The organism is Natrononativus amylolyticus, assembly GCF_024362525.1.
Lineage (GTDB): Archaea > Halobacteriota > Halobacteria > Halobacteriales > Natrialbaceae > Natrononativus > Natrononativus amylolyticus.
The window spans coordinates 435,715-461,152 of sequence record NZ_CP101458.1 but is presented as its reverse complement, the minus strand read 5'-3'; the positions used below and the strand labels follow the sequence as shown (position 1 = coordinate 461,152).

Genomic DNA, 25,438 nt, shown 5'->3' with positions numbered 1-25,438 from the left:
CGGGAGTTCGCGATAGCCGTCGGTTACGACGACGCCGGCCCGGAGACGCCCCTGATCTCGATTCGCGCGCCGCCGGTCTCGCTCGTGCCGACCGACAGCGTCCAGCCGTGGGCGGCGACGATCCGCGTCACGATCGTCAACCCGAGTCCGGCGCCGGCGGGATTTCTGAGGTCGTGTTTGCCGTCCTCGAGCGCCGAGACGACCCCGCGGGGGTAGCCGGGGCCGTCGTCCTCGACGGCAAAGCCGTCTGCGGTCGCCTCGACCCGCACCTGGACGCCGTCGCCGACGTGCTCGACGGCGTTCCGGTAGAGGTTCTCGAAGACGCGCAGCAGCCGCATCCGGTCGGCCACGAGCGCGCGCGTCTCGGTCACCGCCAGCGAGGCTTCCTCGGTCGAGACGCTCTCCCAGGCGTCGACGGCGACGTCTTCGAGGTCGACCGTCTCGAGGTCGCTGATCTCGTTGCCGCTGCGGGCGAGTTCGAGCAGTTCCTCGATGATCTCGTCCATCCGGTTGTGGGCGTTCTCGAGTTCGTCGAGGTGCGTTCGCGGGTTCTCCGCCTCGCGGGCCAGCGAGAGGTGACTTATCGCGACCGCGAGCGGGTTTCGCAGGTCGTGGGTGACGATCCCAGCGAACGCCTCGAGGCGCTCGTTCTGTCGACGCAGCTTTCGCGTAGCGACCTGGCGCTGGGCGTTGTACCAGCCGACGGCGAGGCCGCCAAGCGCCCCGGCGGTGACGGCGTTGGCGACGACGTACTCCTTGTGGGTGAAGTCGTCACCGTGGCCCAGCTGGTGGGAGATGATCCAGACGCCGACCAGCGCGAGCGTCGCCATGCCGACGACGATCCAGGCGGCCAGCCGGAGCACCTCTCGGTCGGGGAGGCGGGCGAGGGCGCGCGAGCCGGCGACGAGCAACAGCGCGGTCAGGACGAGCGGGAACAGCGCCTGTGGGACGATCTCCCACGAGCCCTCCATCAGCATTGCGTGGCGGATGTGATACCAGCTCAGGACCGCACAAACCGCACCGAACGCGACGGCGACGACTCTCACGGGGGGACGGAGCGGAGGAATTTGCATACTGACTCGGGTAGGTTGGTACCAGGGTGGTTGCAATCCGACTGTTATCAATCCTCGGGATTGCCCGCGTGAGGTCCTGCGAACCGGACTCGGCGCGTCCAATGCAGATGTAGCGGACGGCAACTGTGACACGCCAGCGTTCGGAACGTTCACAGGCGGCGACCGATAATCCGCAGGCGATGGAGTCGACAGGCCGTATCGCGACACTCGAGTCCGTTCCGGAGTCGTCGACGTTCCTCTTTCGAGTCCGCGACCGGGACGCGAGCGAGACGCGGGAAGCGCTGCTCGTCAGAGACGGTGAGGGAGTGGCGGGGTGGCTAAACACCTGTCAGCACTTCACGCACGTCGCCCTCGACAAGGGAGACGGTGCGACGATGCGCGGCGACGAGATCGTCTGTGAGAACCACGGCGCGTACTTCGAGGCGGACTCCGGACGCTGTACGTTCGGGCCATGTGAGGGCGCGTACCTGCGCGACGTCGAAACGACGGTCGCAGACGGGGACGTGTACCTGACCGACGACGACTACGAGTTCGTCGGCGTCGGCCCGCTCGAGACCGACGCGGCCGACCGGACCTCGCGCTCGAACGTGGAGTTCTAGTGGCTCGCCGCGCCAGAACGCGTGAATCGACCGATCCCACCCGGCCGGTTCGACTCACGCGTCGCCGCCCGAGGAGTACTACGCCAGCGCGACGGGGGCGACCAGGTCGCGTTCCTGGTCGTACTCGAGTAAGTCGGCGTCGACGAGTCGCGGCAGGTGGTCGTGGTACAGCGAGATGTAGACGTCGGCGACGCGCTCGGCGGAGATCTCCACGACCGGAAGCCCGGTTTCGCGGCTTGCCACCTCCTCTGCGGCGTCCGGGAGGGTTACCTCCTCCTGGTAGGTACACATCACCTCGATGAACAGCCGCCGCCGGTGGTTCGCGAGGAGTCGAAACGCCTCGTCGATCGCGGCGGGCTGTTCCTCGCGGTGTTCGAGCCACTCGAGAAGTGCCAGTACGAACTCAGCGCAACCGAACCCGGAGTGTGACGTGACAGTCATGCGTGTTACTCGGACGAACCGCTGGGTAGCCGAACGCACAGCCGGTCGCGAGCGGTGACGGATCGGCCCGGTGCGTGTCGAGCCGCCGTGTCCGACCCGCTCGGCGGTTCTATCGGGTTACTAGCCCGCGTCACAGATATTAGTATCGACTTCGTTTCACATCGTTCCGCGGTCGAACACAGTCTGTGTATCGATAACGATCGGTGTTCGGACTCACTCGATCGTGAACGTCGGCTCCGTGACGGACTCGCTCTTACAGGACGGACACCGCGACGGGCGGTTCAGCAGGTCGTCGAAGCGATCGAACCCGCACTCCTCACACGCCGGCGGCGCGACCAGGAACTGTTCGCCGGTTCCCTCGACGGATCGGGAGACGTGCTCGACGTGCCGGAGCACCGAACCGGGTGTCAGGTCGAAGCGCTCCGCGAGGGCACTCGGCGTCCCCGGCTCCTCGCGGAGCGCCCGGGCCAGCCGCTGGCGCGTCGTTTCGTCGGCCTCTCGCATACTCGAGCGATACCGGCGCGTCGCGTATACGTGTTTGGCCGTTCACCGCGACCGCTGGCGACCCGACCCGCCCGCGGCGGGGACGGGACGACTGGCAGTTTCGCCACGTTCAAGCCGGTTCCGTTCGAGGGTCGAGCCATGACGAGAGCAGTCTGGGTCAAAGCCGACGACACCGTCGGCGACTGGGAGCGCAGACGAAACCGAATCACGACCGCCCTCGAGGCCGGGGCCGACTGGGTGCTGGTCGACGAGGACGACGTCGAACGCGTCCGCGAACTCGGGGACATCTCCGTCGCCGCGTTCCGCACCGGCGGCGACGTCACGCTGATCGACAGCCCCGAAGACGACGGCGACGGCGTCCAGCCGGACGCGTTCGTCGTCGGCAAGGAAGGCGAGGGCGACGGCACGATCGATCTGCCGAGTGACTTCTCGGGGTCGGCCGATCTCTCGACGCTGCGCCGGGACGCCGACGTCGACGGCGGCGCCTACGTCCGCATCCTCGACACCGAGTACGAGACGTTCGCCGAGGCCGCCGCGACGGAGGCGGAGTACACCATCGTCATCGGCGAGGACTGGACGATCATCCCGCTCGAGAACCTGATCGCCCGCATCGGCGAGGAGACCTCCCTCGTCGCAGGCGTGACCACCGCCGAGGAGGCGAAAACCGCCTTCGAAACGCTCGAGATCGGCGCCGACGCCGTCCTCCTCGACAGCGACGACCCCGACGAGATCCGCCGCACCGTCGAGGTTCGCGACGCCGCCGACCGCGAGCGCCTCGACCTCGAGTACGCCGCGGTCGTCGACATCGAACAGGTGGGCAGCGCGGACCGGGTCTGCGTCGACACGGGGAGCCTGTTCGAACACGACGAGGGGATGCTCGTCGGCTCGATGTCGCGGGGGCTGGTGTTCGTCCACGCCGAAACCGCCGAGTCGCCGTACGTCGCCTCGCGGCCGTTCCGGGTCAACGCCGGCGCGGTCCACGCCTACGTCCGAACCCCCGACGGCGGCACGAAGTACCTCTCGGAGCTTCGCAGCGGCGACGAGGTCCAGGTCGTCGACACAGACGGCCACACCCGTGAGGCGATCGTCGGTCGCGTGAAGATCGAGAAGCGGCCGATGTTCCGGGTCGCCCTCGAAACCGCCGACGGCGACCGCGTCGAAACCCTGCTCCAGAACGCCGAGACGATCAAGGTCGCCACGAGCGACGGGCGGGCGGCGGTGACGGACCTCGAGGTCGGCGATGAACTCGCGCTGTACTACGAGGACACGGCTCGTCACTTCGGCGAGGCCGTCGAGGAAAGTATCATCGAACAGTAGTCGGGCGGGTTCGAGCCGTCCGCGCGGACCGTCTCAGGGGCCGTCGGGTTCCGGTTCGGGCTCGAGACGCGTCGTACACCAGTGACAGAACTCGAGTTCCTCGTCGAGTTCGCGCCCGCACTGCGGACAGGTGGGGCCGTCCCCCGATGCGCTCGAGTTCCGCGGGAGACCGAGCGCCCGGATGGTGGCGTCGATCGCCGCAAAGAGAACGATAAACGAGAGGACGAACCGGTCCATCGTTCCGGTTCCCTCCATCGCGGTGTCGACGGCGCCGGTCATCGAACTCGCCGCCGAGAGCTGATCGGTCGGCAGAAAGATCGCGACCGCAGAGACGAACAGACCGGCAAACAGCAGGGCTCGAACCCAGTCACGAAGCAGAGCGTGGCCCGCGCCGGGGAGGATCACCGAGAGCCCGGCTGCGACCAACGCGCGAAACCATGTCATTGTCAGTGTGCAATACTCTCAACCGTGGGCGGTTAATTCTCTCGCTTTTCACTCCCCCCGCGGCGCGAGTTGCTCGACCAGCGCCGCGAGCGTCTCGAGATCGTACTGTCCGGGCGCCGTCGCCTCCGCGGGGTCGACCGGCGCGTAGCCGATCTTCGAGCCGTAGACGGGCGCGACCGCCCGCGAGTGGCGGCCGACCTCGCCCATCGCCATCGTCGCGACCCGCTCGCCGTTTTCGGTCAGCGCCCGCGTGACCGACAGCACCTCGAGCGCGTCGGCGAGCGACGCGGCCGTCACCGCGAGTTTGCCGACGTCGCCGCGGTCGGTCGCGAGCGCGAGCGTTCGCATCAGCGTCGCCCGGTCGTCGGTCCCCTCGAAGTCGTGTGCGGAGGCGACGACGGTCACGCCGCGCTCGCGGGCCGTCTCGAGGACCGCCTCGGCATCGCCGGCCCGGATCGACGCGAGTTCGACGTCGATCGCCGCGACAGACTCGTTGGCGGTCGCCGCTGCGAGCGCCTCGAGGCGCCCCTCGTCGTCGGCCTCGCCGCCCTCCCAGCGGGCGCGGTTCGTCGCCAGCACCGGGAGGTCGCCGTCGTAGGACTCGAGGGCCGCGAGCGGCTCGGGTGCGAGGTCCATTCGGAACTCGAGGAGGTCCGCGTACTCGCGTGCGGCGGGCTCGTCGCCGAGGTCGGCCGTCGAGGCGGCGAGCGAAAACGAGTCGAACTCCATGGCGACAGATCGGAGAGCGCGCGTAAAAACGGGTAGCTTTCCGGCGAGTTACGCCATCCCGAGGGTTTCCTCGGCCTCGAGCAGCTCGTGGTAGCGGTTGCGGATCGTCACTTCGGAGATGTCGGCGACGTCGGAGACGGCCGCCTGCGTGGTCTTCTCGTTGGTGAGCAACGCGGCGGCGTAGACGGCCGCTGCGGCCAGCCCGACCGGCGACTTGCCCGAGTGGACGCCCTTCTCCTTCGCGTTCTGGAGCAGCGAGCGGGCGCGGTGTTCGGCCTCGTCGGAGAGGTCGAGCCCCGACGCGAAGCGCGGGACGTAGCTCTCGGGGTCGGCCGGCTGAACCTCGAGGCCGAGTTCGCGGACGACGTAGCGGTAGGTGCGGGCGATCTCGTTCTTCTCGACGCGGCTGACGTCGGCGATCTCGTCTAAGCTGCGGGGGACGCCGGCCTGGCGGGCCGCCGCGTAGACGCAGGACGTCGAGACGCCCTCGATCGACCGCCCCGGCAGGAGGTCCTCGTTGAGCGCGCGCCGATAGATCACGCTGGCGGTCTCGCGGACGTTCGTCGGGAGGCCCAGCGCGCTCGCCATGCGGTCGATCTCGCCGAGGGCCTGCTTGAGGTTGCGTTCCTTGGAGTCACGGGTCCGGAAGCGCTCGTTCCACTTTCGCAGGCGCTGCATCTTCTCGCGCTGGCGGCTGCCCAGGGAGTTGCCGTAGGCGTCCTTGTTGCGCCAGTCGATGTTCGTCGACAGCCCCTTGTCGTGCATCGTGTTCGTGGTTGGTGCGCCGACGCGGCTCTTCTTGTTCTTCTCGGCGGCGTCGAACGCACGCCACTCCGGGCCGCGGTCGACGGACTTCTCGTCGACGACGAGTCCGCAGTCCTCACAGACGGTCTCGCCGTGTTCGTCGTCGACGACGAGGTGGCCCGTACACTCGGGGCAGGAAACGCTGCTGTCTTCGGTTTCGGTCTCGGTCTCCGCTTGATCGCTACGTCGGACTCTGGTAGTTGGTGGTGCGTTTGTCATACGGGGGAAATCCTCCGGGCGAACCAGCAGGAAGCGCCCGAACGGAGTCGTTATCTACCTCGTTCAGACACGCCAAATTTAAAGGTTTCGGAATCCACACGCGAAATCGCTCGAGATCCGTCTATTCGTCGGTAGTAGCATGAAAAATCAAAACATTAATGAGGGTGTGTCCGCCCGGATCGAGGGAGACAAACCGTCCCCGCTCACAACGCCGAGTATGCACGTCGCAGTCGGAAGCACCAACCCGGTGAAGGTCGCCGCCGTCGAACGCGCCCTCGAGCGGTACGAGCCGACCGTCTCGAGCGTCGACGTCGATTCGGGCGTCGCCGAACAGCCCCGCTCGGTCGCCGAGACGATCGACGGCGCGGAAACCCGCGCCCGGCGGGCGCTCGAGTCGGGGGCGGAGTACGGCGTCGGACTCGAGGGCGGCGTCGCCACGATCGACACCGCACCGGGGCTGTACCTCATCATGTGGGCCGCCGTCACCGACGGCGACCGGACGGGACGGGGCGCCGGGCCGAGCCTGGCGCTGCCGGAACGGATCGCCGGTCGACTCGACGACGGCGCCGAACTAGGTCCGGTGATGGACGAGTACCTCGGGACGACCGGTATCGCCCGGGACGCGGGGGCCGTCGGCGCGCTGACGGACGGGCTGATCGACCGAACCGACGCGCTCGCGGCGGCGGTCGCGTGTGCGGCCGCGCCGTTCGTCACGAGCCATTACGAGTGAGTTCGATCGGTCGGGGCCGACGACACTCGCCGAGGCGTGAGTCTCTGGCGACAGCGTGTATTAACTACTCGTACCAAGATTCCGTTTCCATCCGGTTAGTACGAGATTACTTCGCGTAGAAATCGCAAGCGGACGCCGTATTAACCGCACGTACCAAACCCCCTATTAGGGCCGCAAGCCTGAAACTGAGTATGAGCACTGCAACGGTTCCCGACCTCACCACCAAACAGCGCCAGATTCTCCAGTACCTCCGGGAGAACGCGGCGACGAAGACGTACTTCAAGTCGCGGCTCATCGGCGAGGAGCTCGGTATGACGGCGAAAGAGGTCGGATCGAACATGACGACCCTCCAGGAGGGGAGCTACGACGTCCACATCGAAAAGTGGGGCTACTCCTCGAGTACGACCTGGAAAGTCGACGCCTGAGGAGCGCCGCCCCGCCCGTTCTGCGGAGCCGTGTTCGCCCTCGATCGAGCAGCGGCGGCGCTCGCGAGTCGAGTTCGCAAACACCGCTTCGAGACGCGTTCAGCCGTCGTACCGGAGCAGGGTGTCCGCGTTAGCCGCGAGCGCGCTGGCCCGCTGGTCGAACGAGTCGGCGTACCGCACGACGAGCAGGAGGACCGTCTCCGGGCGCTCGACCGCGTAGCCGTCCTCCCGAGAGAGGACACCCGCTTCCTCGAGTTTGCCGGCGTACTTGCTCACCGTCGGCGCGGAGACGCCGAGGGCGCTCGCGAGGTCGCCGCCGGTGGCGTCGGGCGTCCGCAGCAGTTCGATCAGCATTCCGCGCGGCGTATCCCGGCGGAGGTAGCCGAGGGTCGCCTTCTCGAACTCGTCGAACCGATCCGCGGGAACGAACCGCTTGTAGTCGCCGTCGCGGTAGCGCTCGATGAGGCCACTCTCTTCGAGCCGGCGGAGGTGGTGTTGTGTCTCGCCGGTGCCGAGCTGGAGATCGTCGCGGATCTTCGAGAAGTGAGCGCCGGGCGTCGCCGAAAGGTAGCCGACGATGGCGTCTCGAGCGTCGCTCTCGCCGGTCTCGGCGGCCGCTGAATCGGAAAAACGCGCAAGCGGAGCGGCGGCGCCGACGGCGGCGAACCGGCGCAGGGTCGCCCGTTTCTGTTCGTCGACCCCGTCAGGAGCGGTCATGCTGTACCTACAGCCCGTAATGAGACGGGGGCTAAAACAGGTTTCGCTCTATCCCAGCAATTGCTATCAGTTGCACCGGCGATACCGGAGAATAGGACCGCCGAGATCCGCCTTCAGTCAGACGAGGAATCCGGCGAGGCGTCCTCGAAGTCCTGGCTCATCTCCTCGATGACCTCGTCGGGATCCTTGATGTTCTTCGGATCCTTCCCCTCCTTGATCGCCTGAGCCTCCTGTTCCATCGCCTCGACGTCCATGTCGGCCTCCTCGTCGATCTCGCCGATCATCTCGCTGATGTCGTCGAGCCCGATGAGCTCGCGGGTTTCCTCGTCGAACTCGAGGCTGTCGAGGACGCGACCGTTCTCCTTGATGTCGCTACCCGAGAGGTGCTTGCCGTAGCGGCCGAGCATCGAAGAGAGCTCCTGCGGGAGGACGAACGTCGTCGACTCGCTCTGACCGATCTCTGCGAGCGTGTCCATACCCATGTCGATGATCGCGCGTTCTCCCATCGACTCTGCGGCGCGGGCGCGGAGCACGGTCGAGATGGCGTCACCCTGTGCCTCTAAGATCTGGCTCTGCTTTTCACCCTGGGCGCGGATGATGTTCGACTGCTTGTCACCCTCCGCGGTCTCGACGGCGCTGCGGCGTTCACCCTGGGCCTCGAGGATCATGGCACGGCGTTTGCGCTCCGCGGAGGTCTGTTGCTCCATCGCGCGCTGGACGTCCTTCGAGGGGTTGACCTCGCGGACCTCCACGCTCTCGACGCGGATCCCCCACTCGTCGGTGGGCTCGTCGAGTTCCGTGCGGATCCGGGCGTTGATCTCCTCGCGCTTGGAGAGCGTGTCGTCGAGCTCCATGTCACCGATGACGGCACGCAGCGTCGTCTGGGCGAGGTTCGAGACGGCGCGCTTGTAGTCGTCGACCTCGAGGAACGCCTTCTTCGCGTCCATCACCTTGATGTAGACGACGGCATCGGCCGTGACGGGCGAGTTGTCCCGGGTGATCGCCTCCTGGCGCGGGACGTCGAGCGTCTGGGTTCGCATGTCGAACTTGTACGTCTTCGAGACGAACGGCGGCACCAGGTTGATACCGGGCTCGAGCAGTTTGCGGTACTCCCCGAACACCGTCAGCGCGCGCTTTTCGTACGCGTTGACGATCTCGATCGCACTCAGCAGCGCCGCGATGACGACGATGAGCACGAGTGCCCCAACGAACAGCCCGATGCCGGCGGCTTGCATGATTATCAGATCGGGTACCATACTGACGTCTTACGGTGGTGACGTAAAAAGCGTTCCCTTATTTGACTAACACGTTACGAGTGCGGGGCCGCGTCACCGCGTTTTTTCGGTCTCCGTCGCCGACTCGTCCGCTCGAGCGTCGCCGGTCGACTCCGCCGACTCCTCGGCACCGCGTGCGAGCGCGCGGTCGATCTCGTCGCTTTCGATGGCGCCCATCGCCTCGACGGTCAGCACGTTCCCGCCGCCCGGATCGAGGACGATGACCTCCTCGCCCTCCTCGATGCTGCCGCTGGTCGTTCGGGCGCTGTAGTAGGGTGCGAATCCGCCCTTGTCGAGTTTGACCTCGCCGCCCCGCGTAGTCACCGTCTCGGTGACGTAGCCGGTCGCCCCCGAGAGCGCGCTCGAGTCCTTCGTCTGGGCGGTTCCCTTCCCCCCGTAGAAGTCGAACTCGCGGTAGACGTAGGCCGCCGCGGCGCCGATGACCAGCGTCAGCGCGGCGAGAACGAGCGGTGCGGCCGCCGGCGGGAACAACACCCCGACCAGCCCCGCGCCGACCAGTGCGACGCCGATGACGATCAGGTGTGCACCGGGGGAGAGCGCCTCGAGCGCCATCAGCACGAGTCCGGCCGCCAGCAGCGTGAGCGGCATATTCTCGACGAGAAGTTCGAGCATACGCGTGACTAAGGTCTCGTTCCGATTAAGTGTTTACCGCAACCCGGAGAGGAAGGTGCCCACTCACTCGCGGGAGTGGGCTCAGACGAACGCGATCGAGGCGACCCTGACGATGACCAGAATCATGGCGACGGCGCCGAGAGCGACGAAGACCGCGTTCTCGAGCGACGGCTCGCCCGCGACGACCGGCGTCGACCGCGGCTCGGGGCCGTACGGGTCGTCTTCGGCGTCGTCCGCCCCCTCCGGCGCCGGGCGACCGTCAGAGCGCTCGTCGGAGGCTGCCGGCGTGATCGGCGTCCGGTCCCACGCCTCCTCGGACGTCTTCTCGTCGACCGTACCGAACTCGAAGCCACCCTCCTCGGTGGTGGCGTCCGGATCGTCGCCGGACGGGTCTTCAGCCATACGGACCTGTAGTCGGGCCCGGATGAAAAAGGCGCGGTCCGCCGGTCACCGCTCTCGAGCCCCGATGTCCCCGCCGTAGACGACGCCGCGCTCGCCGTCGATCGTGGCGATCTGCCCGGACTCGAGGCTCGAGACGTCGGCGCCGCTCACCATCGGAACGTCCATCTCACGGGCGACGAGCGCCGGGTACCCGGTCATCCCGGGGCGCGCGTCGATGATCCCGCCGATGCGCTCGAGGTCGCCCTGGAACTCGTCGTCGAACCCCGTATCGAGCGCCAGAATCGCCCCGTCGGGAATCGCCGAGAGGTCGCCGTCGTCGAGCCTGGCGATCGGCCCCGCGGCGCGACCGCCGACGACGACCCGGCCGGTCGCGAGCGCGTCGGCGGCGACGTGGACTTTCAGCATGTTCGTCGTGTTCGCGCCCTCGAGTTCGGTCATCATCCCACAGAGGACGACGACCGTGTCGCCGCTCTGGGCGACGCCGGCGTCGAGGGCCGCCTGCACCGCCTTCTCGACGACGGCGTCGGCGCCCTGGTCGGAAACCTGGGCGTACAGCGCGTTGACTCCCCAGGCGAGCGCGAGCTGGCGGCGGACGCGGTGGCTCGGCGTCGAGGCGACGACCGGCACGCCGGGGCGGTACTTCGCGGTTTTGAGCGCCGTGTAGCCGGATTCGGTGGCCGCGACGATCGCGTCCGCGCCGATGTCCCGGGCGAGATACCGGGCGGACCGGGCGAGCGCGTCGGTCCGGGCCTCGCCGGCGGTGGGGACGCGCTGCTCGAGCACCTCGTCGTACTCAGCCGACCCCTCGACCTCGCGGACGATGCTGTCCATCGCCTCGACGACGGCGACGGGGTGGTCGCCGACGGCCGTCTCCGCCGAGAGCATCACCGCGTCGGTGCCGTCGAGGACGGCGTTGGCCACGTCCGAGGCCTCCGCGCGCGTCGGCCGCCTGGCGTGGACCATCGAGTCCAGCATCTCGGTCGCCGTGATCACGGGTCGTCCCGCGTTCTGGCACTTCCGGATGATCCGCTTCTGGATCATCGGCACGTCCTCCATCGGACACTCGACGCCGAGGTCGCCGCGGGCGACCATGATCCCGTGGGAGGCGTCGATGATCTCGTCTAAGTTCTCGACGGCGCCCGCCCGCTCGATCTTCGAGACGATCGGAATATCTGCGCCGAACGCCTCGAGTGCCTCGCTGACCTCGTAGACGTCCGCCGCGTCCCGGACGAAACTTGCGGCGACGAAGTCGACGTCCGCCTCGGCGGCGAGTTCGAGATCCCGCCGGTCCTTCTCGGTGACGATGTCGAGGTCGAGGTCGACGCCCGGAACGTTGACGCCCTTTCGCCCGCCGAGCTCGCCGCCGGTGTCGACTCGCGCGCGGATGGTCCCGCCGTCGACGTCGACCACCGTCGTCTCGATCAACCCGTCGTCGAGGAGGATGCGGTCGCCGGCTTCGACGCCGTCGACGGCCAGCGAGAGGCCGACGGTCCCGGCCGTCGCCTCCTCGCCCTCGCGGAAGGTGATCTCCGAACCGGTCTCGAGGGTAACCGTCTCCCCGCCCGGAAGCGGGGCGGTTCTGATCTCCGGACCCTGCATGTCGAGCATCGTCGCGACGGGAAAATCCGTGCCCTCGTCGACGCTTTTGACTCGCGCGATCAGGTCGGCCCGGTCCTCGGCGCTGCCGTGGCTCGCGTTCAGGCGGGCGACGGACATCCCCGCCTCTGCGAGTGTGCGGATCGTCGACCTGTCGTCGGAGGCCGGCCCGAGCGTGCACACGATTTTCGCGTTTCTCATGCGCGTGGCTACACGCGAGGGCGGCAAAAAGGTACGCGACTTACTCGCCTTCGAGTTGCATTCTTACCGAGAACTCTCCGCCAGGCCAAGGGTTTTGAGTGCGAACGGAGTACCGGCGGGTATGCCAAAGTACGCGTCGCTCGTAACCGCAGAGCGTGACGTCCAGAACGCCCAGGAGCTGGCTTCGATCTGGGGAGAGATCCGGGGTGAACTCGAGGAACACGATGCCGAACTCATCGACTCCTACGCGATCCTGGGCGAGCACGACTTCCTCGTCACGTTCGAGGCGCCCGACCGGGAGGGGGCGTTCAAAGCGGCGCTGACGCTTCGTCGCCACGGACTGTCCGCACAGACCATGGAGATCGTCAACACCGACGACTTCTCTCACCTGGTCGACGAGATCTAGCTCGGCGGGCTGGACTCGCTCGAGCGGCCACCGGAACGGTCAATTTACCGATACTTATTCGGCGCTCCGCTCCGACTGAGATGCCATGCAGCGACGCGCGTATCTCGGCGCAGTCGTCGGAACCGGGGTCGTCGCAACCGCGGGCTGTCTCGACGGACTTCGTGTTTCGACCGACTTCGATCTGGTCGACCCCCAGCTCGCTTCCGACGCGTCTCCGGACATCGCTCTCGAGGGCGACACCGTTACCGCCCGCGGCACCGTCCAGTACGGCTCGAGCCGGTGCGGAACCGTGGAACTGGCCCACGCAAAGTACGAGAACTCACAGGACCGCCTCGACCTGCTGGTCGTCGCGGCCAACGACTACTGGAGGTTCGGTGCCTGCACCGACGACCTGGTCGAGACGGGCTACCGTCTCGAGGCGCGGGTTCACGGCGGCGTTCGTCGAGCGACGATCACCGAACACGACGTCTTCGGCGAGGCGTACTCAGCGTCCGTAGAAGAGTAACCGATCGAAGAGTCAGAGAACGTGACCGGAGAGGCGCGCTTACCGCACCTTCTCGCCGACCTCGCTCTCGCCGTGGGTCGTCAGCAGGTCGGCCTCCTCGCCCGCCGCGAGGATCATCCCGTTGGACTCGACGCCGAACAGCTCCGCGGGCTCCATGTTCGCGAGCAGGACGCACTTCTCGCCGGGTAGCGACTCCAGGTCGTGCAGTTGCTTGATTCCCGCGACGACCTGGCGAGTCTCGAAGCCGATGTCGACCTCGAGTTTCGCGAGGTCGTCGGCCCCCTCGATCCCCTCCGCGTGCTCGATGCGGCCGACGCGGATGTCGAGGTTCTGGAAGTCGTCGAAGCTGATGCGGTCTTCGAGCAGCGGCTCGAGGTCGCGTTCGTCTGCCATGGCCGCGTCTTCGCCCGCCCCGGTGTCGTCGCTTTCGGTTTCAGTCTCGTCCGTCGCGGCCGCCTCGATCCGGTCTTCGAGCGCCGCCTCGAGTTCGTCGACGCGGTCGTCCTCGATCTTCTCGAAGAGTTCGCCGGGTTCGCCGAAGTTCCGCGGCGGCGCCTCGAGGGCGGCCTCGAGGTGGGCCTCGGCGACGGCGCCGTCCTCGCCGATCTGCTCCCAGAGCGCCTGGGCCTTGCCGGGGGCGATCGGCTCGATGAGGACGCCGACGGCCTTCGCGATCTGGACGCAGTCGCGGATGACCTGGGCGGCCTCTTCGGGCTCGTCGTCGGTGAGCTTCCAGGGCTCGTTGCGCTGGATGTACTCGTTGCCGAACTGGGCCAGCCGAGTGGCCGCCTGGCCGACCCCGCGCAGCGAGTAGTCGTTGACTGCCTCGCGGAACTCGCCGATCGCGCCCTCGATGCGCTCGACCACCTCTTCGGAAACCTCGCCCTCCGGGGCCCCCTCGTAGTTCCGGTAGGCAAAGAGCAGAGAGCGGTACCAGAAGTTGCCGACCGTCCCGACGAGTTCGCCGTTGACCTTCTCCTGGAACGCCTCCCAGGTGAAGTCGACGTCCTGCTGGAGGCCGCCGGTCGTCGTCAGGTAGTACCGCAGCAGGTCGGGGTGAAAGCCCTCCGCTAAGTACTCGTTCGCCCAGATCGCCCGGTTACGGCTCGTCGAGAGCCCCTTGCCGCCGATCGTGATGAAGCCCGTGGCGGCGACCGCCCGCGGCGCGTTGTACGCTGCGGCCTCGAGCATCGCCGGCCAAAAGATCGTGTGGTGCTGGATGATGTCCCGGCCGATGACGTGGACGATTTCCCCGTCGCCCTTCCAGACCGCCTCCCAGTCGTACTCGTCGGTTCCGACGCGCTCTGTGTACTGTTTCGTCGAGGCGATGTACTCGATCGGCGCGTCGACCCAGACGTAGAGGACGATGTCGTCGTCCTCGGCGCCGGGGTAGTCGATTCCCCACTCCATGTCGCGGGTGAGACACCAGTCTTGAAGACCGTCCTCGATCCACTGGCGGGGCTGATTGCGCGCGTTCGATGTCCCCTCGAGGCCGTCTAAGAACTCCGTGAGGTAGTCGGCGAACTCCGAGACCCGGAAGAACTTGTGGGTCCGCTCGCGGTACTCCGCGGGGTTGCCCGTTCGAACGCTTCGCGGGTCTTCGACCTCGCCCGGCTCCAAGTGGCGCTGACAGCCCTCGTCGCACTCGTCGCCGCGGGCCTTCGCCCCGCAGTAGGGGCAGGTCCCCTCGACGTAGCGGTCGGGGAGATACTGGTCGGCCTCGGGGTCGTAGGCGACCAGCACCTCGTCCTCGTAGACGTACCCCTCCTCGTCTAACGTGCGGACGATCTCCCGGGTGAGTTCGGTGTTCGTTTCGTCGTGTGTGTGGCCGTAGTTGTCGAACTCGACGCCGAACTTCGGGAACGTCTCCTCGTACTGCTCGTGCCAACGCAGGGCGAACTCCTCGGGATCGACGCCCTCCTTTTCGGCGTTGACCGCGACCGGCGTGCCGTGCATGTCGGAGCCGGAGACGTACGCCGTCTTCTGGCCCAGCGTCTCGAGGGCGCGCGACAGCGCGTCGCCGCCCACGTACGTTCGCAGGTGTCCGACGTGCAGGTCGCCGTTGGCGTACGGCAATCCGCACGTGACTACCGCGGGTCTGTCGGTTGGAAACTCGTCGTGGCTCATACGTGTGCTCAGTCGATGGCGGGCGTAAAACCCGCCGGTTTTCGGTCGACAGTCTATACGGCGAAAACGAGCCGGATTTCGAGTCCACGACAAAGCCGTATGACCGGCGTTCGTGGCTTTCCCTCCGGCGACGGCGTTATCGCCGCATACACATCCCGGCGACTGCAGCGAGTTCCGTCATCAGTGACAGAACACCGACGCCGAGCGGGTTTAACAGTTTCTCCGGAGGAGCCGGTGTCACCCGACATATATTTCCAGGCGGCGGTTTCACTCGCGCTCGAGTCGGTTTTCGCCGGTACGGCTGCCGTCCTATCGGCGATAAATCATAGGATTTTTACGAACCTGTGTTGCGCTCACGGTATGGGCTCTGTAGACATACCACGTGAATCCTGGGCGACACGAGCCGGGTTCATCCTGGCCGCGGTCGGGAGCGCCGTCGGGCTCGGAAACATCTGGCGGTTCCCGTTCCAGGTGGGACAGGAGGGCGGGGCGGCGTTCCTCGCGATGTACCTGCTGTTCATCGTCGCCGTCGGGTTCCCCGCGATGTTAGTGGAGTTCGTCGTCGGCCGGTACACGAACCGGAACCCGGTCGGGGCGCTGAAACAGCTCGGCAGCGGCGTCTGGCAGTACGTCGGCTGGATCTTCATCGCGACGGGGTTCATCATCCTGTCGTACTACAGCGTCGTCGCCGGCTGGACGATCCGGTACTTCATCCTCGGGCTGCAAAACGAGTACCTCGCCGACCCCGAGGCGTCGGGCGGGCAGTTCCTCGAACTGGCGAGCGGCCTCGACGCGATCTTCTTCCACGCGCTGTTCATGGCGATCGTCGTCGCCGTCGTCGCCGCGGGCATCAAACGCGGCATCGAACTCGCGGTGAAGGTGATGGTGCCGGCGATCATCGTCATCACCGTCGGGATGGCGATCTACGCGTTCACCCTCCCCGGCGCCGGGGAGGCGTACTCGTACTACCTCTCGCCGGACTTCGGAGTGATCGCCGAGAACTGGACGAGCATCCTCCCCGCCGCAGCGGGACAGGCGTTTTTCACCCTCTCGCTCGGAATGGGGGCGATGATCACCTACGCCTCCTACCTCGACGAGGACCGCAACCTCGCCGAGGACGGCGCGATCATCGTCGGCTTCGACACGTCGATCGCGTTCATCGTCGGGCTGGTCGTCTTCCCGATCCTGTTCACCGCGGGCGTCGACCCGGGTGACCCCGGCGCCGGAGCGATCTTCATCAGCCTCGCCGCCGCGTTCGGCGACATCCAGTTCGGCTGGCTGATCGGCGCGATCTTCTTCGGCACCGTCGCGATCGCCGCGCTCTCGAGTGCGATCTCGCTGCTCGAGGTCGTCGTCTCGTACCTCATCGACGAGAAGGGGATCGACCGAAAGGTGGCCGCCGTCGGCATCGGCGGCGGGCTGTTCCTGCTCGGAATCCCCTCCGCGTGGGACCTCGTCTTGCTGGACCTGTTCGACCTCTTCGCCGACCAGATCCTGCTCGTCTTCGGCGGGCTGATGCTGGCGATCCTCGTCGGCTGGGTCGTCTCCGAGATCGCACTCGAGGAACTGAGCAAGGGGATCGGCCCGCTCGGCTCGTACGGAACGGTCTGGATCTGGCTGATCCGGATCCCCGTCATCGTCGTGCTGGTCGTCGCACTCGCGCTCGGCGTCGTCGAGTACGTCGACTTCCTCACCGGCACCGAGGAAGGCCAGTTCGGCTGGTGGCTCGAGGAGAACCTGTAACTCCGCTGGGCGGTCTTTTTTGAGCGACGCCGGCAGAGCACGCAGCGGTGTAGCGGGCCGATCACAGGCGCTCGAGATCGAGGCGTGCGTGTCCGCAGAACGGTCGGACGATCGATCGCAGGCGGGGGATAAAGCGGGTTACTCGAGAACCAGTCCGCCGCGGCGCAGCATCTTCACCGAAGCGACGGTCGTCCAGTCGATACGCGTCTCGAGGGGGACACCCGACCGGGTGGTCTCGAAGAGGAAGCCGAGGGCGTCGGTGTCGCCGCCGATCTTGTGCGAGAGCAGCGGGTTGGCGCCGGTCTGGTCGTTGCCGCGGCTGAACAGGTGATCGCCGCTGTAGCCTGCGGGCCTGACGTGGCGCTCGTTCAGTTCGTCGATGACCTCGTTCGCCCCGCTCCGGGCGTTCGGCGTCGGGAAGATCGCCTGGCCGACGCCGGAAGGCGAGCCGCCGTAGATGCCCTGAGAGCTGTGCAGGTCGAGGATGACGTCGGGGTCCTGTGCCTCGATCTCGTTCCAGATCGCTCGAGCGAGCGGCGAACTCGGCCGCGAGCCAGACGGCCACTGGCGGTTCAGGTTCCCGCCGTCGCCGCTGTAAGTGTTGGCCCTGATCGCCGTGCGATCGGCTTCCGGGATGACGACGAGTTTGCCGCTCTTCGGCGTCATGTCACGGAGGTTGTGTGCGGCCTCCCAGCCGGCGGGTTCGATGCCGTGCTGGCCGCCGACGACGAACCCGGTCGGACCCGGCTCGCCGCTGTCGATCTCGTACACCGGCGTCTCGTAGCGCGTCCCGTCCATGATCGTCCACTCGCTTCGCGAGAGCTGTGGTCCCGAGTCGTCCGATCCCGAACTCGAGCCGTCGGCGGACGATCCCATGTGAATCGGCTCGTTCCAGGAGGAGACGTGGGACTCGAGCCAGTCGAGGACGTCGCCGTCGTTACCGCTGAGGTGCTCTCCGCGAATCACCAGCCGGGGGATCGACGGGATGTCGTCGATCTTCGCGGTTTCCGTCGTGTGTTCGACGTGGTGGGTGAACCAGCCGCGGTTGGCCTCGTTGGGGATCCGGACGTAGTTGCGAACGCCCGCTGCCTCGAGGGCGGCGCGTGCGTCGCTGTTGGTGAACGAGCCGCCCGACGGCGGGTTCTCCATCATGTACTGGAAGAACGACCAGAAGTTCTCGGGCTCGTAGTGCCAGGTCGTCTGGACGACCTCCGCCATGTAGCGTTCGTCCGCGACGTTCGACCACAGGTAGCCCGAACTCGGGCTATCCGGGTTCTCCGAGAGGTGGCGGAACTCGAGGTTGAGCTTGCCGGGTTTGACGAACTCCTGGATAATTCGCTGAAGGTGGTTCCGCGCGAAGCGCTGACTGTATGAAGAGCCGAAGTTGCCGTAGAACGTCACCGTCGGGTTGCGCGTATTCGTTCCCATCACCGGATAATCGTACGTGTACGGCACGGTACCAGCACGCTGCTGTGCATCCGAGGAGGAGGCGCTCACTGATGCAGTACTCGCCGCCCCGAGAAGGGCGAGGCCGCCCGTTGCCGCAAGAACAGTTCGTCGGTCAGGTGTTGGGGTCTCCATTACGTTCTGATTGAACGACCCGTTCAGAATAACAGACAGTATTTACAGCTGTATTCTTTAAGAACGATGAATTTTCATTATTTCTTACTAATCTCTCTATCTTTCCATACAGTCGTCGAGGGAATAACCCGGGCGTAGAAACGGTAAACCGAACGACTCGGGCGAGAAACGGCGTCGAAAACGTCGGTAACGAACCAGTCGGAAGTCAGGCGTCGGCGTAGTGAGAGCGCGCCCGCCGACCGGCCGGGATGATCACCCAGAACGTGAGCGCGCCGAGAAGGGCGAAGTAGAGTGCGGCGTCCTTGAGCACGAGCGCGATTGCGGTGTACGTCCCCGGGTCCTCCGGGTTCGGTCCGATGAGCTGTGCCTCGTAGAAGTCTGGCGTGTTGTACCAGCCCGCGAACGTCATCCACACCAGCAGCCCGCCGGTGAGGATGGCGAACCCTTTCATGAATTCGTCAGCCATTGTCGGAGTGTTCGTCGGTGTCGTCTTTAGCGTTTCCCATTTCTACGGTTCGAAACCGCGTCGAGAACGCGTACGTCACCGCACCGAAGGCGATCATCGCAACCCCGAGGATCGCGACGACGATGTTCACCTCCGAGATGTCCGCCTGGGTTCGGTTCGTCGCAACGTCGAGCAGGACGAATCCGCCGAGAACCCCGACGATCGCGATGATCGTCGAAAAGACGGTGATCGTCTTGTACAGGCGCATCGGGACGATCACTTCGCGCCGACCGGACGTGCCCGTTTCCGTGCGAGCAGCGTCGTCGGAGGTCTCGGAATCGGTCATAACGCGACCGCTACCGCGGCGGCCTGAGCCGGTAGTACCGCTTGTTGAGGTCGTACATGTACCCCTCGCGCATCGTCTTCAACACCGCGTAGGCGATCGTCGCGCCGATGATCGGCAGCAGGAACGCCAGGTCGAACGTGATGTCGACCGGGAACGGGAACATCTCCTGGATCGGGATGATGCTGATGGTGAACGCGAAGACGACGCCGCCGACGCCGACGGCGCCCCAGAACGGTTCCTCGACCGGACGGCGCGCGCCGCCTTTGTTGAGGAACGGAACGATCGCGATCGCGGTGACGACCGCGACGTTCGCGAGCACGCCGTACAGCTCGTCGGACATGATCTTCTCGCCGCCGGCGATCGCGAGTTCGGGGTTGAGCGGATCGAGGTGGAGCAGGCCGAACGACCAGTAGAGATACCAGTCGGGCAGGATCACCGACGGAGTCACCGCCGGGTTCGCGGGATCGCCGAGGTGAGGCGGTAACATCGCCGAGAGGAACAGCAACATCCCCGTGAAGAAACTCGCGAGCGCGAGGTTCCGGATCGTCTCGTGGGGCCACGCCGGGAAGCCCAGCACGTCGCGCTCGACGTAGCTCGACTCCTGGCGCAGGTTCTGGTCCTCCCGCCGGGCGCGCTCGAAGTACTCGTAGGTGAGCCTCGAGAGGCCCGTGGTTCGCTCCTTTCGCTCGCGCCAGGTCGGGACTTCGTCGTCCGGCGCGACGATTCCGGGGCCGCTTCCGTCGGTTTGGGGGTCGGTTTCGTTGTCGCTCATTGTGCTAGTGTGGCTCCGCGATTCCCTGCATCCAGACGATACCGATGTGTAACGCGATCAGCGCCGTCACCACGAACGGGAGGATGAACACGTGGAGGATGTACATCCGCTGGAGGGTGGGCTGACCGAGGCTGAAGCCGCCGAACAGCAACTGGGCGGTCCACTCGCCGACGATCGGCACCGCGATCGCCATCTCGACGCCGATCTGGCCGGCCCAGAACGCGAGCTGGTTCCACGGCAGCAGGTAGCCGGTGTAGCCGAACACCATCGTCAGACTGAGCAGGATGATGCCGATCAGCCAGTTGATCTCGCGGGGCTCCTTGTACGCGCCCGTGAAGTAGACGCGAAGCATGTGCAGGAACACCGCCGCGGTCATCACCTGTGCGGACCAGCGGTGGATACTCCGAAGCATGAACCCGAAGTTCAGATCCTTCATGATGGCGACGATCTGGAGGTAGGCCTCCGGATCACCCTCGCCAGCGGTAGAGGGTGCGTAGTAGAAGCCGAGCAGCGCACCGCTGACCGCAGCGACGATATACGCGATGACCGAGAACGATCCTAACGCGTACAAGGGGTACCAGTACCAGAACTTGTTGTCGAGGTTGTACTGCTCGGTGTGGCTCTTCGGCATCTGGAGGTTGACCTTGTAGTACATGTCCTCCATCAGCTCGAGGTAGTCGACGATCCGGAACCGCTTGTCGAGCCAGATCAGCGTCATCAGGTACGTCTTCTCGATGAGCGAGAGATCACGCTCGGCGAGCCACGCCCCGTGGTCGTGTTCGTCCTTGCGTTCGATACTCATCAGTTGTCCTCCGGTCGTGGCAGCGACACGAACTGGTCTTCGACGATGTCGAACGGATCGTAGACCGAGTTGTGACAGTTGCAGTAGATCTTGTCCTCGGCGCCGAACTCGGGGGCGCCGTCACGGTTCTTGTAGCCGGGCACGCAACAGAAGTGAGTACACTTGTTGATGAAGGCGATGAAGCCCTCCGGACAGGTCTCCTGAAGCCACTCGTCGCCCTCGTTGGCCTGCTCCTCGGCGATCTCTCGGATTCGTTCGCTCCGGATGACCACGATCGGGATCGTCTCCTCCGGGGGGACGTCTTGGGAGCGCCAGGTGCCGGTCGCCGGCTTGCCGACGCCGGCTTCGCCGATCTCGTTGCCCCACTCCTCGTAGTCCTCGAAGTCGTCGACGTTGATCATGTCGCCCTCTTCGACCTCGTCCATCCACTCGTACTCGCCGACGTCGTAGCGGAGGTACTCGTCCTGTCCGTCGGCGTCGGGGACGAGCCCCTGGAACGTCTGGAGGCCGCAGTACTGGTACCACTCGGTGGTGTACTCGACGCCGGCGATCTCGGCCGCAGAGAAGACGTACTCGCTTCCGTCAGCGAGCTCTTCGGTCTCCGGTTCGGGCCAGAGTCCCTGGAGGTACCCCTCGTCGTCGATATCGAGCGGAATCTGGGGAAGCCCTCTGGGCGCCGGGCCAAGCGTTCGCGTCGCGCCGCGGTAGTTCATGATACCACCGCCACCGCCCGCCGGGCTCGTCGCCAGCGAGACGCTGACGGCGCCGGTGGCGAGCGCGCCCGAGAGGGCGGCGCCGCCGACGACGCCCTTGACGAAGCGGCGGCGGTCGGATTCAACCGGATAGTTGTCGTCGTTTGCCATAGTTATCGTTTGTAGTATGGGTAGATTGCGCGTTTGACCGTGTCCCACGCGCCGGTTTCAGCTGCGAGCGTCGTTCCCTCGACGTCCTCTTCGCGGACGTACAGGTCCTCCCACTTGCGCCGACGTTTCTTGACGATCATCACGTCCGGCAGAAATTCCTTGCGGTAGAGCAGGAGAATAAAGCCGAGATTGATGAAGATCGCCGAGAGCAGGAATCCGAGAACCATGTTCCCGGTGCCGCCGTCGAGTGCCGCGATCCCCCAGTTGTCGGCCAGTCCGTAGACGAACAGGGCGACGAAGATGATCTGGACGAACGTCAGCAGGACGATCGCGATGGCGGCTGCCGTGCTCTCGCGGGGCGGTTCGTACCGGTGAATGTCTCCGTACGTGCTTCCTGACGATGACATGTGTTATTTCCTCCCTGGGCTGCTCGAGTGCGACGATTCGCCGTACTTCAGCAGGTAAAACGTAAAGACGATCGAGACGAAGATCGCGAGGAACGTCGCGACGCCGACGAAGTGCTTCTGGATCGGGATTCCGAGGTCGTCGATGTCGACGTCGGCCGCGACCGCCTCCTCACCGGCGTCGTCGGAAACTTCGACGACACCGTCCATACCAGGGTGAGGGTCGCAGGTGTAGGCGTACTCGCCCTCGACGTCGAAAGTGAACTCGTACTCGCCGTCGGAAATGAGGTCCGGGTGACCCTCCCAGTCGGCGTCGTCGGGCTGGGAGGTGGGGTTGATGTTGTGGTCGATGTCGCCGACCCACTCCCAGACGACCGTCGTTCCCGGCTCGACGGTCACCGACTCGGGCTCGTAGTAGTTGTCGCCGATCTCGATGTGTTCGGTGCCGCCGCCGTTTCCGTTGGCCCCGTTTCCGTTCTCCTCCTCGTCGCCGTTCTCCTCGCCGTTTTCTTCCTCTCCGTTCTCCTCCTCGTCGCCGTTCTCCTCGTCGGCGTCGGGGTCGTCATCGCCGTTCTCGTCTTCCTGTGCGACGACGGGTGTCGCAGCAGTCGCGACTACGGCTCCACCGGTAACGCCGCTGGCCGCTACCATAAACTCCCGCCTGTTCATACAGGCTGAACTCAGGAACGGGTTCGCTTAAACCCACCGATGCTGCCGGCCTCCTGTCTCCCGGTCGGCGGGCTCACGCGCGGTCCTCGAGCCCCTCGCGATCGGTCTCTACGGGTCCGCTGTGAGGGCTCTCTCCGAGCGCTCCCTCGAAATCCTCGTCGTCGATCGGAAGGAACGACGGCCGCCGCTCCGACTCGAGGCCGATCGAGCGAAGCCGCTCCCGGTAGGCGCTGACCTGGAACTTCTCCGAGAGCCGCGCGTTCGCGACCATCGTAAACAGGATCAGTCCGATCACGATGAACCCCATGCCGGCGACCCCCAGAACGAGCTGGTCGCGGACGTCCTGTGCGATCCAGAGTGCGATCGCCGCGAGACCGAGCAGAAGCTGCGAGGCCGCGAGTAACTGGAGCATCCAGTTACCCAGCTCGTTCCCCGAGTCGGGGATCTCCCCGGGGCTGGGAAGCTGCCAGTCCTCGGGTGGGCGCTCGACGTCGTAGCTGTCCATCGAACACAGCGCGACCGTCGGTTTGACGTCGCGGACGACCGTCCCGCGCCCCTCGACGCTGCCGCCCGGGTAGACGATCGCGTAATCGGTGTCCGAGTACGCGACCAGTACGCGCTCGCCGTCGACGACGGCGTACTCGAGGGCGGCGAAGACGTCCCGGTCGGCGATCCGGGATTTGAGTTCGCGCTCGACGCGCTCGAGCAACTCCTCGCCGGTGATCCAGGTCTCGTCGTCGAAGGCGACCTCCCACTCCTCGGCGGTCATCTCGGCCATGTCGGCCGGACCGAAGTCATCGAAGTCGTACTTCTCTTCGACGCGCCTGCGAAGTTCCTCGAGTTCGGCCTCGTCGCCCGTCGCCTCCGCTCTCTCCTCGACGGTGTCGACCGGTTCGTCACCACCCGAATCCTCGGAGGCGTCACTCATCACTCGAGGGTTGGGTCGCTATCCCCGTTAGCGTGACGGTTGACGTCCGCCGGCTCACGTCGCGGGGTGAGCGACGGACGAGACCGTACGAGCAGTCGCTCTCGCTTTCGCTTCGTTTATTCGTCACCCCTCCCGAGTTCCGTCTATGGTGTCGGAGCTGACGATCGCAACGATCGTCGCGATCCTCGTGACGGCCAGCTTTCCGTTCTACCTCTACGGCGCCTGGATCATGATCGACGCCGAGGTCGTCACCTGGGCGGTGTTGATTCACCACCTCAAGTTCATCGCCGTCGGACTGGCGCTGACGACCGGCCCCGTCGTCGTCTGGATGATTCCCCGAACGGTGGATCAGATCGGCGGCCTCCTGGCGGTTCACGCCTTTTTCGGCCTGCAGGCGTACGCGATGTTACTCGTCGGACTGACGGGAATCGTCCGCATCCTGCAGGTGAAAATCGCCCACGACCTGTATCACGACCCGGACCAGGACGTCGCGCTCGACGACCTCCACGAGAACGTCGGCGCGTGGCGAAAACGGCTCCGGGTCGGCGTCTTCGGCTACGTCTTCTTCTGGCTGCTCGCGTACCTGCTCGGTATGATCAGGTACGTCATTCGGTATCCGATACTTTAGCTGTTGAACGGCTCCTCGTCCCGGTGGTTGTCGGGGTTCTGGTGCTCTAACGCATCGTCCTCTCGCTCCTCGGATTCGTGCTCGATATCCTGACGGCGCTCTTCTTCCTGGCGCTTCCGACGCGCCTCCATCTCCTCTTCGGTGAGTTCCTCGTCGTCCTCCGCGTCGGTGTCCTCCTTCGCGAGTTCGACGTCTCGGCCGTGTTCTGTATCGTCGGACATGGGTCTTCACCCGGCGGTACGACAGTGGGTAGAAAAGGGTTTGGCCTTGCGACAGTCGACGCACCGCCGTCCCCGTCAGCAAGACGACACCGATCCCTACCAGGGGTCGCCGGAAGCGAGGTCGACCTCGCCGTCGCCGCGCTCGGAGGGACAGATGTCCGCGAGCACGCAGTCACCGCAGTCCGGGTTCCGGGCCGTACACACCGCCCGTCCGTGGTCGATGCAGAGGTGGGTGAACTGCTGCCAGTAGCCGTCGGGAACCAGCTCCATCAGTTCCTGCTCGATCGTCTCCGGGTACTCCTCCTCGGTCAGCCCGAGCCGCCGCGAGAGCCGCTGGACGTGGGTGTCGACGACGATCCCCTCGACGACGTCGTGGCCGTGCTGGAGGACGACGTTCGCGGTCTTTCGGCCGACCCCCGGTAGCTCGGTCAGCTCTGCCATCGTATCGGGCACCTCGCCGTCGTGTTCCTCGACGATGATCTCGCAGGACTCGCGGATGTAGCCCGCCTTGCTGTTGTAGTAGGTGATCGAACTCAGCGCCTCGGCCAGCTCCTCCTGGGGGGCGTTCGCGTAGTCCGAAGCGGTCTCGTAGGTCGCGAAGAGCTCGCGCGTCTCCGTGTTCACTCGCTCGTCAGTACACTGCGCCGAGAGGATGACGGCGATCAGGAGTTCGAGTCGGTTCGAGTACCGAAGCGAGATCGTCGAGTCGGGGTACTCCGCCTCGAGGCGGTCGACGATCTCCTCGGCCTGCTCCGCGCGGCTCTCGCGTGGCGTTCCCATGGCGACTCTGTTGTGAGAGTGTCCATTTCAGGCGTTCGGTTCCGCGCGGTCTCGCCCGCCGGCTCGAGACTCACATCCCGTGACCTTTAAGCGGCCGTCACTCACCTGTG

31 protein-coding genes are annotated in these 25,438 nt (G+C 65.8%); 8 read left to right on the top strand and 23 right to left on the bottom strand.

What is annotated here, in order from left to right; translation table 11 throughout:
- Positions 1-23: 23 nt before the first annotated feature.
- Positions 24-1,046, bottom strand: a complete 1,023-nt coding sequence (locus NMQ11_RS02275; RefSeq protein WP_255169770.1) for a sensor histidine kinase — start codon at positions 1,044-1,046, stop codon at positions 24-26.
- Positions 1,047-1,252: 206 nt separating this feature from the next.
- Between NMQ11_RS02275 and NMQ11_RS02270 the strand changes: the two genes are divergently transcribed.
- Entirely contained in the window at positions 1,253-1,672 is a 420-nt protein-coding gene (locus NMQ11_RS02270) for a Rieske (2Fe-2S) protein (RefSeq protein WP_255169769.1), read from the top strand.
- Positions 1,673-1,750: 78 nt separating this feature from the next.
- Here the strand turns inward: NMQ11_RS02270 and NMQ11_RS02265 are convergent, their stop codons facing one another.
- Together NMQ11_RS02265 and NMQ11_RS02260 are read right to left on the bottom strand one after the other, a co-directional pair.
- Positions 1,751-2,113 carry a DUF7344 domain-containing protein gene (locus NMQ11_RS02265; RefSeq protein WP_255169768.1) on the bottom strand — a complete coding sequence of 121 codons (363 nt, stop codon included), beginning with the start codon at positions 2,111-2,113 and terminating at the stop codon, positions 1,751-1,753.
- Between the two features lie 213 nt (positions 2,114-2,326).
- A complete protein-coding gene (locus tag NMQ11_RS02260) occupies positions 2,327-2,617 on the bottom strand; it encodes a transcriptional regulator (protein ID WP_255169767.1) in 291 nt (96 codons plus the stop codon).
- A 138-nt stretch (positions 2,618-2,755) separates the two neighbouring features.
- Between NMQ11_RS02260 and NMQ11_RS02255 the strand changes: the two genes are divergently transcribed.
- Positions 2,756-3,934: a 3-dehydroquinate synthase II gene (locus tag NMQ11_RS02255; protein ID WP_255169766.1), complete on the top strand. Its 1,179-nt coding sequence runs from the start codon at positions 2,756-2,758 to the stop codon at positions 3,932-3,934.
- Positions 3,935-3,967: 33 nt separating this feature from the next.
- Here NMQ11_RS02255 and NMQ11_RS02250 read toward each other — a convergent pair whose 3' ends face one another.
- Genes NMQ11_RS02250 through NMQ11_RS02240 form a run of 3 tightly spaced genes read right to left on the bottom strand, consistent with a single transcriptional unit; the run spans position 3,968 to position 6,130 of the window.
- Entirely contained in the window at positions 3,968-4,378 is a 411-nt protein-coding gene (locus NMQ11_RS02250) for a zinc ribbon domain-containing protein (protein WP_255169765.1), read from the bottom strand.
- A gap of 48 nt (positions 4,379-4,426) precedes the next feature.
- Entirely contained in the window at positions 4,427-5,107 is a 681-nt protein-coding gene (locus NMQ11_RS02245) for a type I 3-dehydroquinate dehydratase (RefSeq protein ID WP_255169764.1), read from the bottom strand.
- A gap of 48 nt (positions 5,108-5,155) precedes the next feature.
- Positions 5,156-6,130 carry a transcription initiation factor IIB gene (locus tag NMQ11_RS02240; RefSeq protein ID WP_255169763.1) on the bottom strand — a complete coding sequence of 325 codons (975 nt, stop codon included), beginning with the start codon at positions 6,128-6,130 and terminating at the stop codon, positions 5,156-5,158.
- A gap of 217 nt (positions 6,131-6,347) precedes the next feature.
- On the opposite strand from NMQ11_RS02240, the gene yjjX reads away from it, so the two are divergent.
- On the top strand, positions 6,348-6,860 hold the full coding sequence (gene yjjX / locus NMQ11_RS02235) for an inosine/xanthosine triphosphatase (protein ID WP_255169762.1): 513 nt from the start codon (positions 6,348-6,350) through the stop codon (positions 6,858-6,860).
- A 191-nt stretch (positions 6,861-7,051) separates the two neighbouring features.
- Positions 7,052-7,285: a DUF7123 family protein gene (locus NMQ11_RS02230; protein WP_255169761.1), complete on the top strand. Its 234-nt coding sequence runs from the start codon at positions 7,052-7,054 to the stop codon at positions 7,283-7,285.
- A 99-nt stretch (positions 7,286-7,384) separates the two neighbouring features.
- Here the strand turns inward: NMQ11_RS02230 and NMQ11_RS02225 are convergent, their stop codons facing one another.
- From NMQ11_RS02225 to pyk, 5 genes are all read right to left on the bottom strand, one after another.
- Positions 7,385-8,002 carry a winged helix-turn-helix transcriptional regulator gene (locus NMQ11_RS02225; protein WP_255169760.1) on the bottom strand — a complete coding sequence of 206 codons (618 nt, stop codon included), beginning with the start codon at positions 8,000-8,002 and terminating at the stop codon, positions 7,385-7,387.
- A gap of 113 nt (positions 8,003-8,115) precedes the next feature.
- Positions 8,116-9,258 carry an SPFH domain-containing protein gene (locus tag NMQ11_RS02220; protein ID WP_255169759.1) on the bottom strand — a complete coding sequence of 381 codons (1,143 nt, stop codon included), beginning with the start codon at positions 9,256-9,258 and terminating at the stop codon, positions 8,116-8,118.
- Positions 9,259-9,330: 72 nt separating this feature from the next.
- Complete coding sequence (locus NMQ11_RS02215; RefSeq protein WP_255169758.1) at positions 9,331-9,909, bottom strand: NfeD family protein; 579 nt, start codon at positions 9,907-9,909, stop codon at positions 9,331-9,333.
- An 81-nt stretch (positions 9,910-9,990) separates the two neighbouring features.
- Entirely contained in the window at positions 9,991-10,311 is a 321-nt protein-coding gene (locus tag NMQ11_RS02210) for a DUF7312 domain-containing protein (protein ID WP_255169757.1), read from the bottom strand.
- Between the two features lie 45 nt (positions 10,312-10,356).
- Positions 10,357-12,108, bottom strand: a complete 1,752-nt coding sequence (pyk, locus tag NMQ11_RS02205) for a pyruvate kinase (RefSeq protein ID WP_255169756.1) — start codon at positions 12,106-12,108, stop codon at positions 10,357-10,359.
- A 121-nt stretch (positions 12,109-12,229) separates the two neighbouring features.
- On the opposite strand from pyk, the gene NMQ11_RS02200 reads away from it, so the two are divergent.
- Together NMQ11_RS02200 and NMQ11_RS02195 are read left to right on the top strand one after the other, a co-directional pair.
- Complete coding sequence (locus NMQ11_RS02200; RefSeq protein WP_255169755.1) at positions 12,230-12,514, top strand: GYD domain-containing protein; 285 nt, start codon at positions 12,230-12,232, stop codon at positions 12,512-12,514.
- A gap of 85 nt (positions 12,515-12,599) precedes the next feature.
- On the top strand, positions 12,600-13,019 hold the full coding sequence (locus tag NMQ11_RS02195) for a hypothetical protein (RefSeq protein ID WP_255169754.1): 420 nt from the start codon (positions 12,600-12,602) through the stop codon (positions 13,017-13,019).
- A gap of 39 nt (positions 13,020-13,058) precedes the next feature.
- Here the strand turns inward: NMQ11_RS02195 and metG are convergent, their stop codons facing one another.
- Positions 13,059-15,146 (bottom strand): methionine--tRNA ligase, encoded by a 2,088-nt coding sequence (gene metG / locus NMQ11_RS02190; protein ID WP_255169753.1) that lies wholly within the window; start codon positions 15,144-15,146, stop codon positions 13,059-13,061.
- Positions 15,147-15,506: 360 nt separating this feature from the next.
- Between metG and NMQ11_RS02185 the strand changes: the two genes are divergently transcribed.
- Positions 15,507-16,889, top strand: a complete 1,383-nt coding sequence (locus NMQ11_RS02185; protein WP_255169752.1) for a sodium-dependent transporter — start codon at positions 15,507-15,509, stop codon at positions 16,887-16,889.
- A 138-nt stretch (positions 16,890-17,027) separates the two neighbouring features.
- Here the strand turns inward: NMQ11_RS02185 and NMQ11_RS02180 are convergent, their stop codons facing one another.
- From NMQ11_RS02180 to NMQ11_RS02140, 9 genes are all read right to left on the bottom strand, one after another.
- A complete protein-coding gene (locus tag NMQ11_RS02180; RefSeq protein ID WP_255169751.1) occupies positions 17,028-18,317 on the bottom strand; it encodes a M14 family metallopeptidase in 1,290 nt (429 codons plus the stop codon).
- A 358-nt stretch (positions 18,318-18,675) separates the two neighbouring features.
- Positions 18,676-18,936, bottom strand: coding sequence for a DUF7314 family protein (locus NMQ11_RS02175; RefSeq protein WP_255169750.1), 261 nt, complete (start codon positions 18,934-18,936; stop codon positions 18,676-18,678).
- Complete coding sequence (locus tag NMQ11_RS02170) at positions 18,929-19,261, bottom strand: DUF7315 family membrane protein (RefSeq protein ID WP_255169749.1); 333 nt, start codon at positions 19,259-19,261, stop codon at positions 18,929-18,931. Before NMQ11_RS02170 ends, NMQ11_RS02175 begins: the two co-directional genes overlap by 8 nt.
- 10 nt (positions 19,262-19,271) lie before the next feature.
- On the bottom strand, positions 19,272-20,033 hold the full coding sequence (locus NMQ11_RS02165) for a cytochrome b family protein (protein ID WP_255169748.1): 762 nt from the start codon (positions 20,031-20,033) through the stop codon (positions 19,272-19,274).
- A 4-nt stretch (positions 20,034-20,037) separates the two neighbouring features.
- On the bottom strand, positions 20,038-20,835 hold the full coding sequence (locus tag NMQ11_RS02160; RefSeq protein WP_255169747.1) for a cytochrome b: 798 nt from the start codon (positions 20,833-20,835) through the stop codon (positions 20,038-20,040).
- A complete protein-coding gene (locus NMQ11_RS02155; protein ID WP_255169746.1) occupies positions 20,835-21,698 on the bottom strand; it encodes a hypothetical protein in 864 nt (287 codons plus the stop codon). The genes NMQ11_RS02160 and NMQ11_RS02155 overlap by 1 nt, the downstream gene beginning before the upstream one ends.
- Positions 21,699-21,700: 2 nt before the next feature.
- Positions 21,701-22,105: a DUF7318 family protein gene (locus tag NMQ11_RS02150; protein WP_255169745.1), complete on the bottom strand. Its 405-nt coding sequence runs from the start codon at positions 22,103-22,105 to the stop codon at positions 21,701-21,703.
- Positions 22,106-22,108: 3 nt separating this feature from the next.
- Positions 22,109-22,771 carry a cupredoxin domain-containing protein gene (locus tag NMQ11_RS02145; RefSeq protein ID WP_255169744.1) on the bottom strand — a complete coding sequence of 221 codons (663 nt, stop codon included), beginning with the start codon at positions 22,769-22,771 and terminating at the stop codon, positions 22,109-22,111.
- A gap of 73 nt (positions 22,772-22,844) precedes the next feature.
- Positions 22,845-23,699, bottom strand: coding sequence for a DUF7319 domain-containing protein (locus tag NMQ11_RS02140; RefSeq protein ID WP_255169743.1), 855 nt, complete (start codon positions 23,697-23,699; stop codon positions 22,845-22,847).
- A gap of 145 nt (positions 23,700-23,844) precedes the next feature.
- Between NMQ11_RS02140 and NMQ11_RS02135 the strand changes: the two genes are divergently transcribed.
- A complete protein-coding gene (locus NMQ11_RS02135) occupies positions 23,845-24,327 on the top strand; it encodes a DUF7321 family protein (RefSeq protein WP_255169742.1) in 483 nt (160 codons plus the stop codon).
- Here NMQ11_RS02135 and NMQ11_RS02130 read toward each other — a convergent pair.
- Positions 24,324-24,548, bottom strand: a complete 225-nt coding sequence (locus tag NMQ11_RS02130) for a hypothetical protein (RefSeq protein WP_255169741.1) — start codon at positions 24,546-24,548, stop codon at positions 24,324-24,326. The two genes, NMQ11_RS02135 and NMQ11_RS02130, sit on opposite strands and share 4 nt — an antisense overlap.
- A 96-nt stretch (positions 24,549-24,644) precedes the next feature.
- Positions 24,645-25,328, bottom strand: a complete 684-nt coding sequence (gene nth, locus NMQ11_RS02125) for an endonuclease III (RefSeq protein ID WP_255169740.1) — start codon at positions 25,326-25,328, stop codon at positions 24,645-24,647.
- Positions 25,329-25,438: the final 110 nt, after the last annotated feature.